Below are 13266 nucleotides of genomic sequence, written 5' to 3'. Positions count from 1 at the left end.
GCCATGAACGCCCCCGCCATTCTGCCTGCCAATATGGCCGAACTGCCGGAGGTGATCGAGCGGGCGCGTTGTCTGTTTGATCAGGGCGATGTGCAGCAGGCATTGAAACTTTCCTCCATTGCCTATGACGAGGCCAAGGCCGCTGCCCGCACCGGTGAGCGTGTGAAGGCCAGCCGGGCGATGATTGAAAAGGCCCGGCGCATGCAGGCCGATGCGCTGAAGATTGAAACGATCTGCACCATTGCCATGGCGGATGCCGTGGACGAGGCGCAGGCCAAGGGCGCGCTGCTGCGCGGCAGACCAGACAAGGAAAAGGTCCAGGACGCGGACCATTTTTCCCTCAATGATGTCGGCATTGACAAGCGCCGCCTGCATGAAGCGCGGCAGCTTCGCGATGCGGCGCGGGCCGATCCCGGCTTTGTGGAGCGCATTGTCGAGACACGCATAGCCGAAGGGCTTGAACCCAGCCGGGCGGCGCTGAAAAAGGCGGCGGGCCATGCAATCGGCACCAAGACCGCTTCGGATGAAGAGCGGGGGCTGGATCTTTACGAAACGCCCGTTGAGGCCATGCACACACTGCTGGCGCTGGAAAGCTTTGGCCTTGCCGTGCTGGAGCCCAGTGTGGGCAAGGGCGCCATTCTGCGACCCCTGGAGGCGGCGGGCTATGAGGTGGCCATTGCCGATTTTGAGGATCGCGGCATTACCACGCAATATGGCGAGGTGCAGGCCGTGGGCGATTTTCTTGCCTCGGTGCGGGCGGGCGATGGCTTCGACATCGTCACCAACCCGCCTTATGGGATTGCCAACGCCTACATCGCCCATGCGCTGCGGGAGCATCAGCCACGCAAGATGGCGATGTTGTTGAACCTCAATTTTCTGGCCGGTTTTGAAGATCCAGACCGCTGCTTTGCGATGGACGAATGCCCGCCGTCGCGCATCTATGTTTTCACCCGCCGCCTGCCGATGATGCACCGTGACGGCCGGGAGGGCAACAAGGCCTCCTCCCAGATGAACACCGCATGGTTCATCTGGGAGCGGAATGAAGACGGCAGCTATGGCGGCGGCTTCCCGCAGATGATCCGCGTCGACTGGGCGAAGTTCCAGCAGGCGGAGCCGCTGGCGCCTGGTGCTGGCGGCTGCATTTCGCCGCTGGTCTTTGCTGAGCCTGAAGAGGATTTCTCGCGCAAAACACCGCGCAAGACGCTGGATGAGCGCGTGAGCGAGGAGCTGGCCCGCGCGCTGATTTTCGCGGCAGAGCGCGAAGAGGGATTTGACACCGTCACGCTGCGGCGGGGCATTGGCGTGCGCGACAGCGTGGCTGTGGCGCTCATTGAAGACATGGCCGCAGGCGAACTGATTGCCCGGCTGGATGATGCACAATGGCGGATCACTGACAAGGGCCTCACGGCGCTTGCCGCAACGGCGGCGGTGCTGGCGGGCCGCAAGATTTCACACATCGTAGAACTGGAGGGCGAGTAATGGCTTATTGGGAGGCCGTTGGGCGAACTGACGAATGGTATACGCCCAAATACATTTTTGATGCACTTGGCTGTGATTTTGATTTGGATGTTGCTTCACCATGCGTGCGCAGACATGTTCCTGCCAGATGTTGGCTGACAAGACATGACGATGGTCTAAAGTACGCGCCTTTTTGGCATGGTATGGTTTGGATGAACCCACCATTTGGCGGAAGAAACGGATTGATTCCGTGGCTCAACGCTTTCGTTAGGCACGGTAATGGCATTGCGCTTTTTCCTGATCGGACCTCGGCTCCGTGGTTTCAGACGTATGCGCCATGCATGGACGCTTTATTGTTCGTGTCACCAAAGGTCCAATTCGAGCGTCCAGACGGTACTGTTGGGGCCTCACCCGGGACGGGTACGGTTTTGGCGGCACTCGGAACTGTAGCGGTTCGAGCACTTTACCGCGCTTCAGACGCGGGAATTGGCTGGATACCTGGCCGCAAGATTTCACACATCGTAGAAATGGAGGGCGCGTGATGGACGATTATGCGCGACTGGCCGCCATGGAGGTGGCTGAAACGCCCGCGCAGCGCGCGGCATGGATGCTGCGGCAGCCTCGCTTTTTCTTCTGCCGGCATTTCGCAGAGGTTGGGCAATCCCTGAGGCTGATCAACAATGGCGACCTCATGGAAGCCCTGCAAGCCGAAATCGCAGCCGGTGAAGCGGAGCATATGCCGAACGGCGACATGGCCAACACGGTGATGCTGCGCCTGCATTTCAACCGGAGCAAGCTGCGCGAAATGGTGCGGCTGGGAGGGCGGGTGTGAGCCACGTTGCCACCAGTTGGGCCTTTCAGCAGCGCGGCATCAAGCCTGGGCTTAAGGTTGTGTTGCTCTATCTGGCGGATTGCCACAACCCATCCAAGGGCGGCGCGTTTCCCTCGCAGGACTATCTTGCGGAGCAATGCGAGGTGCCGCGCTCCACGCTCAATGTCTATCTAAACCAACTGGAAGAGGCGGGCCTGATTGCGCGTGAACAGCGCCGCAAAGCAGGCACGAACAAGCAGGAAAGCACCCGCTACTACTTCCCGTTCGAGCCGGAATTTTCCGAGCATTCTGGCAAAAAGCCGAGTCCAGAAACTGGACACGGGAATGCGGAAGCCGAGTCCAGAAATGCGGGGGAGCCGAGTCCAGAAAATGGCGATTCCCGAGTCCAGAATCTGGACAGTAACCTTGTAAGGGAACCTGTAATAGAACCTGTAAGGGAGAGAGATGGCGCGAGCGCGAGCGAGGAAGGGGTTGGGAAAGATCCAAAAGCCGTGGAACGTGAGTTCAAGCGCTGGTTCCCGGCATGGCCAACCTATGTTTCCGACAGTCAGCCGGATGCGCTGAAGGCATGGATGCGGCTTTCTGCTGCGGATCGCCGTCAGGCCGTGGCAAAGGCTGAACTTTACGTGGCGGCTGTGAAGGCGTCAGGGCGCAGCAAGGTGTGCTCGGCGGCTGTCTACCTTTCCGAAAAGCGCTGGGAAAAGCTGGATAGCGTGCAGGCGGAGAAGGTTCGTGCTGTCGTGGAGGCCAAGCGCATCAAGGCTAGCAGTCAGTTCGCAACTCCGTTCAGCAAGGCATGGATGGCTAACCGGCTGACGTTGCTGCTCGGTCCCGTGAGCCAGACAATGCCGTGTATGTCGGCATATCAGGCGGCTGTTATGCAGGCAGGTGGCGAGGCGGCGAAACAATTGCGGCTGGAGCGGCTGGAAAAATACGGATGGCCAAAGGTTTCCTTCATTGACACTCAGGCGGGCAACGCCAAGGGCTGCACGGTGGTAGGCGCTGTGATCGAGGCTGCCGAAGGCTTCGAGAAGGTGCACAGAAACAGCGACAAGGCTATGGCCTGGGCTGCATTGCACAAGGCGCGCGGCTGGCCCGTGTGGCCAGACAGCGGGCGGCATGAGTGGCTGTATTTCCCGGCGATTGGGGAAGTATGCACGGATCTGGTGGCGGCTGCAGCGGCAGCGCTGGAAAACTTCAAGGCGGCGGCGCGAGGAACGAACGATGATGCAGCATAGGGCGGTGGTTGGTTTTCCGGTGGGTGTGTTGGTGCGCAGCGACAATGGCGTGGCAGATCGGCAGGCGCGAATCGGCCTCTTGATGAGCAGTGGCGATCATGTGCATCAGCGCTGGTTTGCAGCGCGGGTGATGACTGGCAAGGAAAAGGCTGTGGAAAACCAGTTGGGCGCCTTTGGCGTTGAAGCACTGGTGCCCATGCGCAAGGGGCCGGATTTACGACGCAGACACAGGTTGATCCCTGGCCAGTTGATGCCGGTGATTCACGGGTATGTGCTGGTAAAACTGCCTATGAACGGGCATGTTCTGGCGGCTTTGCGGGTGGTGGAGCATTTCATTTCGTTGGTTGGCGGTTTTGAAAATCCTCTGCCGATTACAAGCGAAGAAGTGAAAAGATTCAAGGCATTGGCGGATCAGGGCGCTTATGATTGGGAGGTGAAAACTGGAAAAAGCTTCCAGCGTGGAGAGCGTGTGCAACTGTTCGATGGGCCGTTTGTCGGCATGAAGGGTGAGATCGTTTCATGCCGCTCGGATGGAAAGGGTGATGTGGTCGTTTCGCTGGAAATGTTCGGCGGCATTGTTCCGGTAACTGTTCCCCTTGCGTTCTGCGAAAAGCTGTGAGAGTCATCTCCTCGTTGGACAAGCTGATGATCCTGAAGTGAGCCTCTGAAAACGCCGTAACAGGCGGGGCCAAATGGCCTGAGGTCGGTACGCCGGTCGGCCCCAGCCGTGAATCAAAGCCAAAAGGCAAAGCGATTCACGGCCAGTGCGAAAGCTATGAGATGAATGAAAGGCGGCCCGATGCGGTCGCCTTTTGCGTTTATAGGGTATGGAAAACAACAATCAGCATGTTGATGCTACTGGGTATTGGATAGCAGTAACTCTGATTGATGAGGGAAATGATCATGATTGGGTTTTGCATGTCATGGCGGAAAAAGGCCATGGAGTAATAGATATCGAAGTCGCGCGAAGATGGCTAAAAGCTAATCCTAAAGGCGCGTGCTCTTGCAGTCGATGCGCATGGCAGTTTCCAAAGGAAACCAGGAAAAAGCAGTTGTCAGTTCAACTTAGCATGTTTTGACAGGCAAGCATGAAGCGCGCAAAGCTGTTTAGACCCAATGGCACGCCAAATCGCAAAGATCAGAAGCGGCAGGCAGATAGGTGGCGTGGCAGCGCATCGGAGCGGGGCTATAACCACCGCTGGAGCAAGGCGCGCAGCACCTTCCTATCGTCACACCCATTGTGCATCGGGTGTCTGGCTGAAGGCAGGACGGAAGCGGCTGCGGTGGTTGATCACGTTGATCCGCACCACGGCGATCCTGATAAGTTCTGGAACACATCCATGTGGCAGTCCTGCTGCCGATGGCATCACGACAGCGTCAAGCAGCGGTTGGAGCTGCTGTATGCGGCAGGCCGTCTGACCATCAATGACCTCTGGCTGAACAGTAAAGCGGCCCTCGACCTGGCGGCAGGCATGCGATGCGATGAGGCAAAAAGTGCCAACCCTACCCCCCCACCCAAAAGTCCCACGCCTCTTGCGAGATGACCGGCGGTCCCACATTGCAAAAATGGGCGCGATATTTTTGGGGGAAAACTTTTTTTCTGTGCACCTCATAAGACATGGGTGCGGCGTAAGGTTTCAAAAATGGGACGGCGCAAAGACGATCCGTTGACGCAAGCCGCAAAGGGGTTTCCGGGACGGCGGCGAAATGCCGTTGAAAAGGAGATCGAGGCGGTAGCAAAAGCCGCTGCTGCTGTGCCGGTTGGGCCGGATGATCCGTGGCCGATGCCGGATATTTTTCTGGGCGCCCCGAAATACTACGAGGTGGCTATCAAGATCTGGCAGCAACAGTCCGAGGTGCTGAAGGCGGCAGGCCGCCGCCGCCCAGGCTACCGGCACGCTCTGGCGCGGTACTGCATGTGGCAGCAATTCTTTCTGGCGGCAGGCGAGCAGCTGCGCAAAGACCTGCCGAAAGGCGGCGCGGCCATTAAAGTGAAAAAGGGGGACGGTGAAACCGTCATTCGCACCCATCCAAACATTGATTTTATGGGTAAAGCGGAAACGGCGCTGAGATTGCTGGAGGCGGAATTTGGTTTCACGCCCGTTCGCGACCAGGATCTTGTGCGCGTGGAAAGCTTCAACAGTTCGCAAGGGCGCTTGCCACTGGGCGGAGCGCATCCGGCCTCGGCCAATCAGGCAAACCGGCAGCAAGAGCCATCTGACTTTGAAGATCCGCTTGGGCTGATGAACGATGCGGACGGACCGCCGCCCGGGCAATTGCCAAATTGAGGGTTTCTCATGACTGCCAGATATCCGCTGGCCCAACCTCTGCCGGATTGGCTGGCAGATGTGGCGGACGATCCGGCCTATGACTGGGCAATTTCTGGATGGAGCCGGGCATCGGCGGTGCCGGGTGCATGGTTCGATCACGGCAAGGCAAACAAGATTGTCGAGCGCTGGCCGAAAATCTTCCGGCTGACCAATGACCGATTTAAGGGAAAGCCGTTCCGGCTGGTCAAGTGGCAGGAAATCACGGTTCGGCTCCTGGTTGGCTGGAAAAAGCCAATCGAGGTGATGGATCCGGAGACGCACCGCCAGGCCGTGGAGCATGTGCGGATCTTCCGGCGGCTGGACCTCTGGATACCGCGAAAAAACGGCAAGTCCGAATTTCTCGCGGCGCTGGGTGTGCTGTTCTTTGTGCTGGAAAAGCTGCCGGGCGCGGAGGGGTATGTTTTTGCCCGAAATGAAGATCAGGGCCGGGTACCATTCGAGAAGATGAAAGAAATCATCCGCGAGGCGGATGGTCTGCTGGAAGATCGGTTTGGTAATGCCCGCATCGCATTGTTCGACAAGTCGATCTACGTCACAGAAACGAACAGCAGTTGCCAATTGCTGACAGGCTCGCCCGACGGAAAGCACGGGAGGTCTGCCACGGTAACAGTGGGTGACGAAATCCACGAATGGAAAACGCGGGAACTGGCAGACACGCTGCGGCAAAGTTCCGGCACGCGCCTGCAGCCCATTGAGCTTTTCGCGTCTACGGCAGGCCGCAAGCAGGATTTGACCGGCTACGAGTGGTATGAGGAATCGGTCGCGATCATGCGCGGCGATATGGACGATCCCACCACACTGGTTGTTCATTTTGCGCTTGAAGAAGACGACGATTGGACGGACGAAACCGCTTGGCGCAAGGCCAACCCCAGTCTTGGCCTCACGCCGACACTGGATTTTCTGCGCACTGAGTTCAAGAAGGCGAAGGGCCGGCCGGCGCAGGAGGCGCGCTTCCGGTGCTATCACCTCAATCAGTGGGTGGATCAGATTGCGGGCTGGCTGCCGCGTTCAAAATGGCAGGCTTGCACCCGGGATGCCAAGAGCTGGCCACGGCTTTGGGAAATTCACAAAGGGCGCAAGGCTTATTTAGCGTGTGACGTTTCATCGACGCGAGACCTTACCGCGCTTGTCGTGGTGTTGCCGCCCGATGAAGAGCATGACCGCTGGGTGCTGATCCCGCTGTTCTGGGTGCCGGAAGCAACGCTTGATGAGCGGGCGGAAGGGGATCGGCGGATCAGGTGGCATGATCTGGTCAAAAGTGGCGCGCTGCACACAACGCCGGGCGATAGCGTCGATCAGAATTTCGTAGCCGAAGCTATCAAGCAGGCATGCGATCATTTTGACGTGCAGGCCTTTGGCTTCGATCCCTGGAATGCCCGCAAGCTCGCTGGTGATTTGCAGACAGACGGCATGGATGCCGATCTGCAAATTGAAATGCGGCAGGGGCATCAGACATTGGGGCCGCCGACCAAGGAATTGGAACGGTTGGTCTTTGCGGAAAAGGTCGAGCATGGCGGCCACCCGATTTTGGCGTGGATGGCGGGGCATTGCTGCATCCGGTTCGATGTGAACCTGAATTACGTGCCAGACAAGCGGCGCTCCAATGACAAGATTGACGGCATCGTTGCCGCAGTGATGGGCGTTGGCCTCGCCATGAGCGCAGAGGACACCAGCTCGATCTACGAGACCCAAGGCATTGAGGTATTCTGATGAACTGGCTGCGCGGACTGGGTGCCATGCTGGGCGGTGGGCCGCGAAACGCCACGCAGCAAGGGGATGGCGGGCGTGAATATGGCGTTCGCGATCCGCGCTTCCTGGAAGCGGTGCGAGCCGCCATGGATGGGACGCCCGGCGGAGATGTGATGCGGAATGGCGCGGTAAACCGTGCTGTTCGCCTGCACTGTGAAAGCATCGGCATGCTGCCCTTGCACCTGAACTATCAGGACGAAAGTAAAGGGAAAGCGGTTGACCACCCGCTGTTTTCCGTTCTGCACCGGACGCCGAACAATTGGCAGACGCCCTATGAGTTCAAGCGCCTGATGCAGGCGCAGCTTTTGAAAAATGGCGTGGCTTATGCCCAGATCGTGCGGTCACGCGGGCGGGTGTTGCAATTGCAGCCGCTGGCAAAATTCCATGTGCAGGCCAAGCAAAATCAGGATTGGTCGCTGACCTATGAGTTGACCAACCGTAATGGCACCAGATCCACTCTTCAGCAGGACGAAATACTGGCCATTCGCGATCTCGATTTGAGTGACGGCGTTGTCGGGCAATCAAAACTTGAGCAAGCCAAAGGTGCCGTTTTGCTTTCTGCCAGCATCAACAAGGCGGTGCAGAAGCTTTTTGACAATAACATGATGGCAGGCGGAAGCCTGCAGACCGATGTGAAGCTTTCTTCGGAGGTTCGGGCGTCAATTCGGCAATCGCTGGAAGAGCGATCCGGCCCGGACATGGCTGGAAAGTGGCTGTTGCTAGAAGAGGGGTTAAAAGCCAACCCATTCAAGCAGACATTGGAAGATAGTCAGCAAGTCGAAAATCTGCGGCGTCTCATTGAAGAAGTTGCGCGGATTTTCGGGGTGCCGCGTCCGCTGCTGATGATGGACGAAACCAGCTGGGGTTCCGGCATCGAGGCGCTTGCGCTGTTCTTCGTTCAATACTGCCTCGCACCGCAGTTCGTGAACTGGGAACAGGCGATTTACCGCGACTGTCTGACGGAGGCGGAAAAGCAGGAATACATGCCGAAATTCAATGAGCGGGCGCTGTTGCGTGGCTCGATGAAGGATCAGGCGGAATTTCTCAGCAAGGCGCTTGGCAGTGGCGGCGGTCGCGCCTGGATGACGCCGAATGAGGCACGAAGCCTCTCGGAGATGGCCAATATCGACGGCGGCGATGAGCTGCCACAACCCACGACGACAAGTACCGGAGCGGCGACCAATGTCACTCAGAAACCTGCCTGAAGCGCCCGCCCTGCAGCGACCGCAGAATTTTAGCTGGGACGCCCCGTCTGATGTGCTGGCGCAATGGGCTGATACGCCCCATGCAGCGGCTGCAACCAGCGAAAACACCATTACCATCTTCGATGTGATCGGTGAGGATTATTGGAGTGGTGGCGGATTCACGGCCAAGCGGGCGGCGGCTGCATTGCGCTCCATTGGTGAACAGGATGTGACCGTTCAGATCAACAGCCCCGGCGGGGACATGTTTGAAGGAATCGCTATCTACAATCTGCTGCGGGCGCATCCGGCGAAGGTGACGGTGAATGTTATGGGGTATGCCGCCTCGGCAGCCTCCATCATTGCTATGGCGGGCGATGAGATCAACATGGGTCTCGGCAGCTTTATCATGGTGCACAATGCCTGGGGGATGGTGATCGGCAATCAGCATGATCTTCGAAAGGCTGCCGATGCCTTCACCGGATTCGACGCCGCACTGGCGGACATTTACGAAGCGCGTACTGGCGCCAAGCGCAAGACCATCGAAGCGCTGATGGATGCCGAAACCTTTCTCTCGCCATCGGAAGCGGTCAAGAACGGCTTTGCGGACAAAATCGATGAGGGCCTGAAGCTTTCGGATGCGGTGCAAAACAGCGCCAGGGCCGGGGAAAGCGTACGGGCACGCCGACAGGTTGAGGCCGCGCTTGCAAAAGCGGGCTTCAGCCGCAGCCAGCGCGGTGAAATGCTGGCTGAACTGAACCATTCCGGGGCCCGGCGCGATGCAAGCCCCAACGCCGCGCGCGATGCAGGCGAATTCATTGCCGCCACACGGCAGGCTATCGACATCTTCAAAATCTGAGGCAACAGCCATGAATATGAGTTTGAACCACCGCGCGCGCGGCATCTTTGGCGTGCGCAATGAAGGGAACCCGCAGGAGATTTTTGCGGAACTGAAGAAGACCGTGGAGGCGTTCAAAGCCGCTCACGAAGAAGAGCTGAAGGGCATCAAGAGCAGGTTCGCCGATGTTGTTACCACGGAAAAGGTGGACCGCATCAACAACGAGATTTCGAGCCTGCAAAAGGCGCTCGATGATGTCAACGCCATGATGGCGGCGGCAAAGCTGGGTGGAGCTGGCGACGGCGGCGTGACGGCGGAAGAGCGCGAACACTTCACCGCTTTCAACAAGTGGTTCCGCAAGGGCGTGGAGAACGGCCTTTCCGATCTGGAGGTCAAGGCCGCGCTGACCACGCAGTCTGATCCGGACGGGGGCTATCTGGTGCCGAAGGAGACCGAGCGCACCATTGACCGCGTGTTGTCCGTCGCCTCGGCCATGCGTCAGATCGCAACCGTCATGCCGATCGGTACCGATGCCTATAACAAATATGTCAGCGTGGGCGGGGCTGCCGCCGGCTGGGTGGGCGAAGAGGAGGCCCGCACGGAAACGGCAACTCCGACGCTGCGTGAGCTGGTTTTCACCGTCATGGAAATGTACGCCAACCCGGCGACGACGCAAAAAATGCTGGATGACGGCATCGTCGACATCGGCGCCTGGCTGGCGGATGAAGTGCAGATTACCTTTGCCGAAATGGAAGGGGCCGCCTTCGTTTCTGGCAATGGCGTGAAGCGCCCGCGCGGCATTCTCTCCTATGACACGGTTGCCAATGCCAGCTATGCCTGGGGCAAGCTGGGATACATCGCGTCCGGCAATGCCGGCGGGTTTGCTTCGTCCAACCCTGCCGACGCGCTGGTTGATACCTATTATGGGCTGAAGGCCGGTATGCGTGGCAACGCATCGTGGCTGATGTCCGATGCGACGATGGGCACGGTGCGCAAGCTGAAGGACGGACAGGGCAATTACCTCTGGCAAGCGCCGTCCCAGGCCGCAGAGGTTGCAACGATCCTCGGCAAGCCGGTCTACACCGACGACAACATGCCAGCCATTGCCGCAAACGCTTTCCCGATTGCATTCGGGGATTTTCGCCGCGGCTATCTGATCGTCGATCGCACCGGCATCCGCGTGCTGCGCGACCCCTTCACGAACAAGCCGAAGGTGCATTTCTACACCACCAAGCGTGTTGGCGGCGGCGTGGCCAACTTCGAAGCCATCAAGCTGCTGAAGATCGCCACCAGCTGATCACAGCCAATCGCTCGCGGCTGCTGCCACGGTAGCAGCTGCATCCAGATTTTCCAGACACAAGGATTGGTCCCATGCAGGATCTGCATTCTAAACTTTCGGCAGTTTCCGCCCTGGCAGCTGCCGTTTACAGCGCCGACAATACCCCGGCTGCCATCGATCTCCGTGGCTATGATTCTGCGGAAATCATTCTGAATATCGGCATCGGGGGTATCACCTTCGACAGCACGAACAAGATCGAATTCAAGCTGACGCATTCCGATGACGACAGCACCTATACCAGCGTTGCCGATGCGGACATGCTGGGCGTGACCGGCATTTCATCCGGCATCATCAAGTCTCTCGTGGCAGCCCATGCGGCAGGCGCGGTCTATCGTTTTGGCTACAAGGGCAACAAGCGCTACCTGAAACTGCTGGCCGATTTCTCCGGCACGCATGGCACGGGCACGCCGCTGGCCGCGACGGTGCTGCGAGGTGATGGCGATTCCAACCCGCAGGCCAATCAGGCCTGATTGGGCAAGCCCCTGGCGGGGCCGGATGCGGCCCTGCCTTTCTCCTTTACGAGATTCTCCATGCGCCTTGTTCCCAGACGTTTGACCACTCCTGCCGTGCGCATTCTCGAGCTGGAGGATGTGAAGCTGCATCTGCGTATCGAGCCAGATCGGACAGAAGAGGATAGCTTGCTGCAGGCGCTGATCCTGGCGGCGGAAAGCCATCTGGACGGATATTCCGGCATCCTGGGGCGTTGCATGATCAGCCAGCAATGGCGCGTGGATCATGACGATTGGGAAGGCCGCGTGTTTCGCCTGCCGTTTCCCGATGTTTCCGAGGTGGCGGTCGTTTATTCCGATGCGGACAATGTGGAGCAGATGGTCGATCCGACTTTCTATGAGCGCCTGGAGACGCCTTGCGGAACCGTATTGCGGTGGACCGATGCCTTTCCGGCGCCGTCGCTTTATGACCGGGGCGATGCTGTGCGCGTGACGATGACCGCCGGTTACGGGCCTGCTGCCTCCGATGTTCCGGATGGGATTATCCATGCGGCCAAGCTGCTGATCGGCGGCTGGTATGAAAACCGGGAGGAAAGCGTGATCGGGGCGGCGGTTTCGCAGTTGCCGTTTTCGCTGGCGGTAAAATCTCTGTTGATGCCGTTTCGGCGCGTGGGGCTCTGATGCGTGCGGGAAAACTGGACCGTCGCCTGACACTGCTGCGCTGGACCGAGACCGGGCGCGATGCGTTCAATCAGCCGCTGTTCGAATGGGTGGATTATGCGACGGTATGGGCGCAGCAGCGGCCCAACCGTGGCGAAGAGCGCTTTTCCGCGCAGCAGATGGTGGGAACGGCAGTGCTCACGTTCCACATTCGCCATCGCTCTGATGTTTCTGTAAAAGATCGAGTCGAATTTGATGGAGCGCTTTATGAAGTCACTGCGCCGCCGCGCGAAATTGGCAGGCGGGTGGTGCTGGAAATCGATTGCACGGCGGTGGCTGAGTGATGGCAGGTGCATCCATCAAGGTTGAGGGTCTGCGGGAATTGCAGGCAGCGCTTGCCGAGCTACCCAAGGCAACCGGGCGGCGCGTGGCGCTGCGGGCGCTGACCAAGGCCGCAACGCCGATTGCGGATGCTGGGCGGGCAAATGCGCCGGAGCGCAAGGGTTATCTGAAGAAGTCTTATGGCGTCGGCACAAAGCTGACGCGACGGCAGCGGAAGGTATCCAAAAAAGAAAGCCAGTTCGAGGTCTATGCCGGTCCCGGTGGCGATCCGGCGGGTGTCCAGACCGAATTTGGCAATGAGCATCAGGCAGCAGAGCCGCATTTGCGGCCTGCCTGGGACGCGAACAAAGACCGCGCCTTGGAGACAATCAAGGAAGAGCTTTGGACGGAAATTGAAAAAGCCGCCCAGCGGCTGGCGCGCAAGGCGGCCAAAATCAAATAGGCTTTTCATGGAAGAGGCGGTCACGGCTTTGCTGCTGGCGGATGCGCGGCTGGCGGCGCTTATTGGCAACCGCGTACATTGGGGGCGTGTGCCGCAGGGCGCTGCGCGGCCCTACCTGATTTTGCAGCTGATTTCCGGCGTCCCGGATTATGCGTCAGCCGGTCGTACGGGTCTTGAGCAAAGCCGCCTGCAGCTTGACGCCTATGCCGAAAGCGCTGCCGTAGCCAAGGCAATTTCCGTTGCGGCCAGCGACGCACTGGAAAAAGCGCGCGGTACCTATGACGGCGTGCGCTTGCAGGGCGCATTCATTGACGGGCGGCGCGATAGCCAACCGGATTCCACCAGCGGCGCGGCACTCGTCTTTCGCCGCTCCACCGATCTCATCATCTGGCACTCTTGAGGAGCAGG

General features: G+C 59.0%; 16 protein-coding genes. All 16 read left to right on the top strand.

The features are described from left to right. Nucleotides 1-3: 3 nt before the first annotated feature. The 16 genes from T424_RS21225 (at nucleotide 4) to gp17 (ending at nucleotide 13258) form a co-directional block, all read left to right on the top strand. Nucleotides 4-1479, top strand: coding sequence for a hypothetical protein (locus tag T424_RS21225; protein ID WP_154664946.1), 1476 nt, complete (start codon nucleotides 4-6; stop codon nucleotides 1477-1479). Further along, complete coding sequence (locus tag T424_RS22220) at nucleotides 1479-2000, top strand: DNA N-6-adenine-methyltransferase (protein ID WP_084268534.1); 522 nt, start codon at nucleotides 1479-1481, stop codon at nucleotides 1998-2000. The genes T424_RS21225 and T424_RS22220 overlap by 1 nt, the downstream gene beginning before the upstream one ends. Beyond that, nucleotides 1997-2290, top strand: a complete 294-nt coding sequence (locus T424_RS0115130) for a hypothetical protein (RefSeq protein WP_154664945.1) — start codon at nucleotides 1997-1999, stop codon at nucleotides 2288-2290. Before T424_RS22220 ends, T424_RS0115130 begins: the two co-directional genes overlap by 4 nt. Next, nucleotides 2287-3528, top strand: a complete 1242-nt coding sequence (locus T424_RS21840; RefSeq protein ID WP_051559039.1) for a helix-turn-helix domain-containing protein — start codon at nucleotides 2287-2289, stop codon at nucleotides 3526-3528. The genes T424_RS0115130 and T424_RS21840 overlap by 4 nt, the downstream gene beginning before the upstream one ends. Next, nucleotides 3515-4147: a transcription termination/antitermination protein NusG gene (gene nusG, locus T424_RS21215; protein WP_051559037.1), complete on the top strand. Its 633-nt coding sequence runs from the start codon at nucleotides 3515-3517 to the stop codon at nucleotides 4145-4147. The genes T424_RS21840 and nusG overlap by 14 nt, the downstream gene beginning before the upstream one ends. 469 nt (nucleotides 4148-4616) lie before the next feature. Further along, entirely contained in the window at nucleotides 4617-5072 is a 456-nt protein-coding gene (locus T424_RS22215; protein ID WP_027488477.1) for a hypothetical protein, read from the top strand. A 99-nt stretch (nucleotides 5073-5171) separates the two neighbouring features. Next, the gene (locus T424_RS0115110) at nucleotides 5172-5816 is read left to right on the top strand and encodes a P27 family phage terminase small subunit (RefSeq protein WP_027488476.1); all 645 of its coding nucleotides are present in this window, start codon (nucleotides 5172-5174) and stop codon (nucleotides 5814-5816) included. Nucleotides 5817-6101: 285 nt separating this feature from the next. Then, on the top strand, nucleotides 6102-7568 hold the full coding sequence (locus tag T424_RS21205) for a terminase large subunit (protein WP_245269585.1): 1467 nt from the start codon (nucleotides 6102-6104) through the stop codon (nucleotides 7566-7568). Then, nucleotides 7568-8812 carry a phage portal protein gene (locus T424_RS21200; RefSeq protein WP_051559034.1) on the top strand — a complete coding sequence of 415 codons (1245 nt, stop codon included), beginning with the start codon at nucleotides 7568-7570 and terminating at the stop codon, nucleotides 8810-8812. Before T424_RS21205 ends, T424_RS21200 begins: the two co-directional genes overlap by 1 nt. After that, nucleotides 8790-9647: a head maturation protease, ClpP-related gene (locus T424_RS0115095; protein ID WP_027488474.1), complete on the top strand. Its 858-nt coding sequence runs from the start codon at nucleotides 8790-8792 to the stop codon at nucleotides 9645-9647. Before T424_RS21200 ends, T424_RS0115095 begins: the two co-directional genes overlap by 23 nt. 10 nt (nucleotides 9648-9657) lie before the next feature. Continuing rightward, on the top strand, nucleotides 9658-10923 hold the full coding sequence (locus tag T424_RS0115090) for a phage major capsid protein (RefSeq protein ID WP_027488473.1): 1266 nt from the start codon (nucleotides 9658-9660) through the stop codon (nucleotides 10921-10923). Nucleotides 10924-10997: 74 nt separating this feature from the next. Then, on the top strand, nucleotides 10998-11435 hold the full coding sequence (locus tag T424_RS0115085) for a hypothetical protein (RefSeq protein WP_027488472.1): 438 nt from the start codon (nucleotides 10998-11000) through the stop codon (nucleotides 11433-11435). A 60-nt stretch (nucleotides 11436-11495) separates the two neighbouring features. Beyond that, entirely contained in the window at nucleotides 11496-12095 is a 600-nt protein-coding gene (locus T424_RS0115080; RefSeq protein ID WP_154664944.1) for a head-tail connector protein, read from the top strand. Then, nucleotides 12095-12418: a phage head closure protein gene (locus T424_RS21195; protein WP_051559033.1), complete on the top strand. Its 324-nt coding sequence runs from the start codon at nucleotides 12095-12097 to the stop codon at nucleotides 12416-12418. Before T424_RS0115080 ends, T424_RS21195 begins: the two co-directional genes overlap by 1 nt. Next, nucleotides 12418-12858 (top strand): HK97-gp10 family putative phage morphogenesis protein, encoded by a 441-nt coding sequence (locus T424_RS0115070; RefSeq protein WP_027488470.1) that lies wholly within the window; start codon nucleotides 12418-12420, stop codon nucleotides 12856-12858. The genes T424_RS21195 and T424_RS0115070 overlap by 1 nt, the downstream gene beginning before the upstream one ends. Nucleotides 12859-12865: 7 nt before the next feature. Continuing rightward, the gene (gp17, locus tag T424_RS0115065; protein WP_027488469.1) at nucleotides 12866-13258 is read left to right on the top strand and encodes a tail completion protein gp17; all 393 of its coding nucleotides are present in this window, start codon (nucleotides 12866-12868) and stop codon (nucleotides 13256-13258) included. Nucleotides 13259-13266 lie beyond the last annotated feature (8 nt).

The organism is Allorhizobium undicola ORS 992 = ATCC 700741 (assembly GCF_000621665.1).
GTDB lineage: Bacteria > Pseudomonadota > Alphaproteobacteria > Rhizobiales > Rhizobiaceae > Allorhizobium > Allorhizobium undicola.
Note: the sequence above shows the minus strand (reverse complement) of the source record. Positions and strands in the feature narration are given on the sequence as shown.

Excerpts from the sequence above, each read along its gene's own strand:
- T424_RS21205 (WP_245269585.1), top strand. The coding sequence starts at position 6,102 with ATGGATCCGGAGACGCACCGCCAGGCCGTGGAGCATGTGCGGATCTTC.
- T424_RS0115110 (WP_027488476.1), top strand. The coding sequence starts at position 5,172 with ATGGGACGGCGCAAAGACGATCCGTTGACGCAAGCCGCAAAGGGGTTT.
- T424_RS22220 (WP_084268534.1), top strand. The coding sequence starts at position 1,479 with ATGGCTTATTGGGAGGCCGTTGGGCGAACTGACGAATGGTATACGCCC.
- T424_RS0115085 (WP_027488472.1), top strand. The coding sequence starts at position 10,998 with ATGCAGGATCTGCATTCTAAACTTTCGGCAGTTTCCGCCCTGGCAGCT.
- T424_RS0115090 (WP_027488473.1), top strand. The coding sequence starts at position 9,658 with ATGAATATGAGTTTGAACCACCGCGCGCGCGGCATCTTTGGCGTGCGC.
- T424_RS21200 (WP_051559034.1), top strand. The coding sequence starts at position 7,568 with ATGAACTGGCTGCGCGGACTGGGTGCCATGCTGGGCGGTGGGCCGCGA.
- T424_RS0115095 (WP_027488474.1), top strand. The coding sequence starts at position 8,790 with ATGTCACTCAGAAACCTGCCTGAAGCGCCCGCCCTGCAGCGACCGCAG.
- nusG (WP_051559037.1), top strand. The coding sequence starts at position 3,515 with ATGATGCAGCATAGGGCGGTGGTTGGTTTTCCGGTGGGTGTGTTGGTG.
- gp17 (WP_027488469.1), top strand. The coding sequence starts at position 12,866 with ATGGAAGAGGCGGTCACGGCTTTGCTGCTGGCGGATGCGCGGCTGGCG.
- T424_RS21225 (WP_154664946.1), top strand. The coding sequence starts at position 4 with ATGAACGCCCCCGCCATTCTGCCTGCCAATATGGCCGAACTGCCGGAG.
- T424_RS0115070 (WP_027488470.1), top strand. The coding sequence starts at position 12,418 with ATGGCAGGTGCATCCATCAAGGTTGAGGGTCTGCGGGAATTGCAGGCA.
- T424_RS22215 (WP_027488477.1), top strand. The coding sequence starts at position 4,617 with ATGAAGCGCGCAAAGCTGTTTAGACCCAATGGCACGCCAAATCGCAAA.
- T424_RS0115080 (WP_154664944.1), top strand. The coding sequence starts at position 11,496 with ATGCGCCTTGTTCCCAGACGTTTGACCACTCCTGCCGTGCGCATTCTC.
- T424_RS21195 (WP_051559033.1), top strand. The coding sequence starts at position 12,095 with ATGCGTGCGGGAAAACTGGACCGTCGCCTGACACTGCTGCGCTGGACC.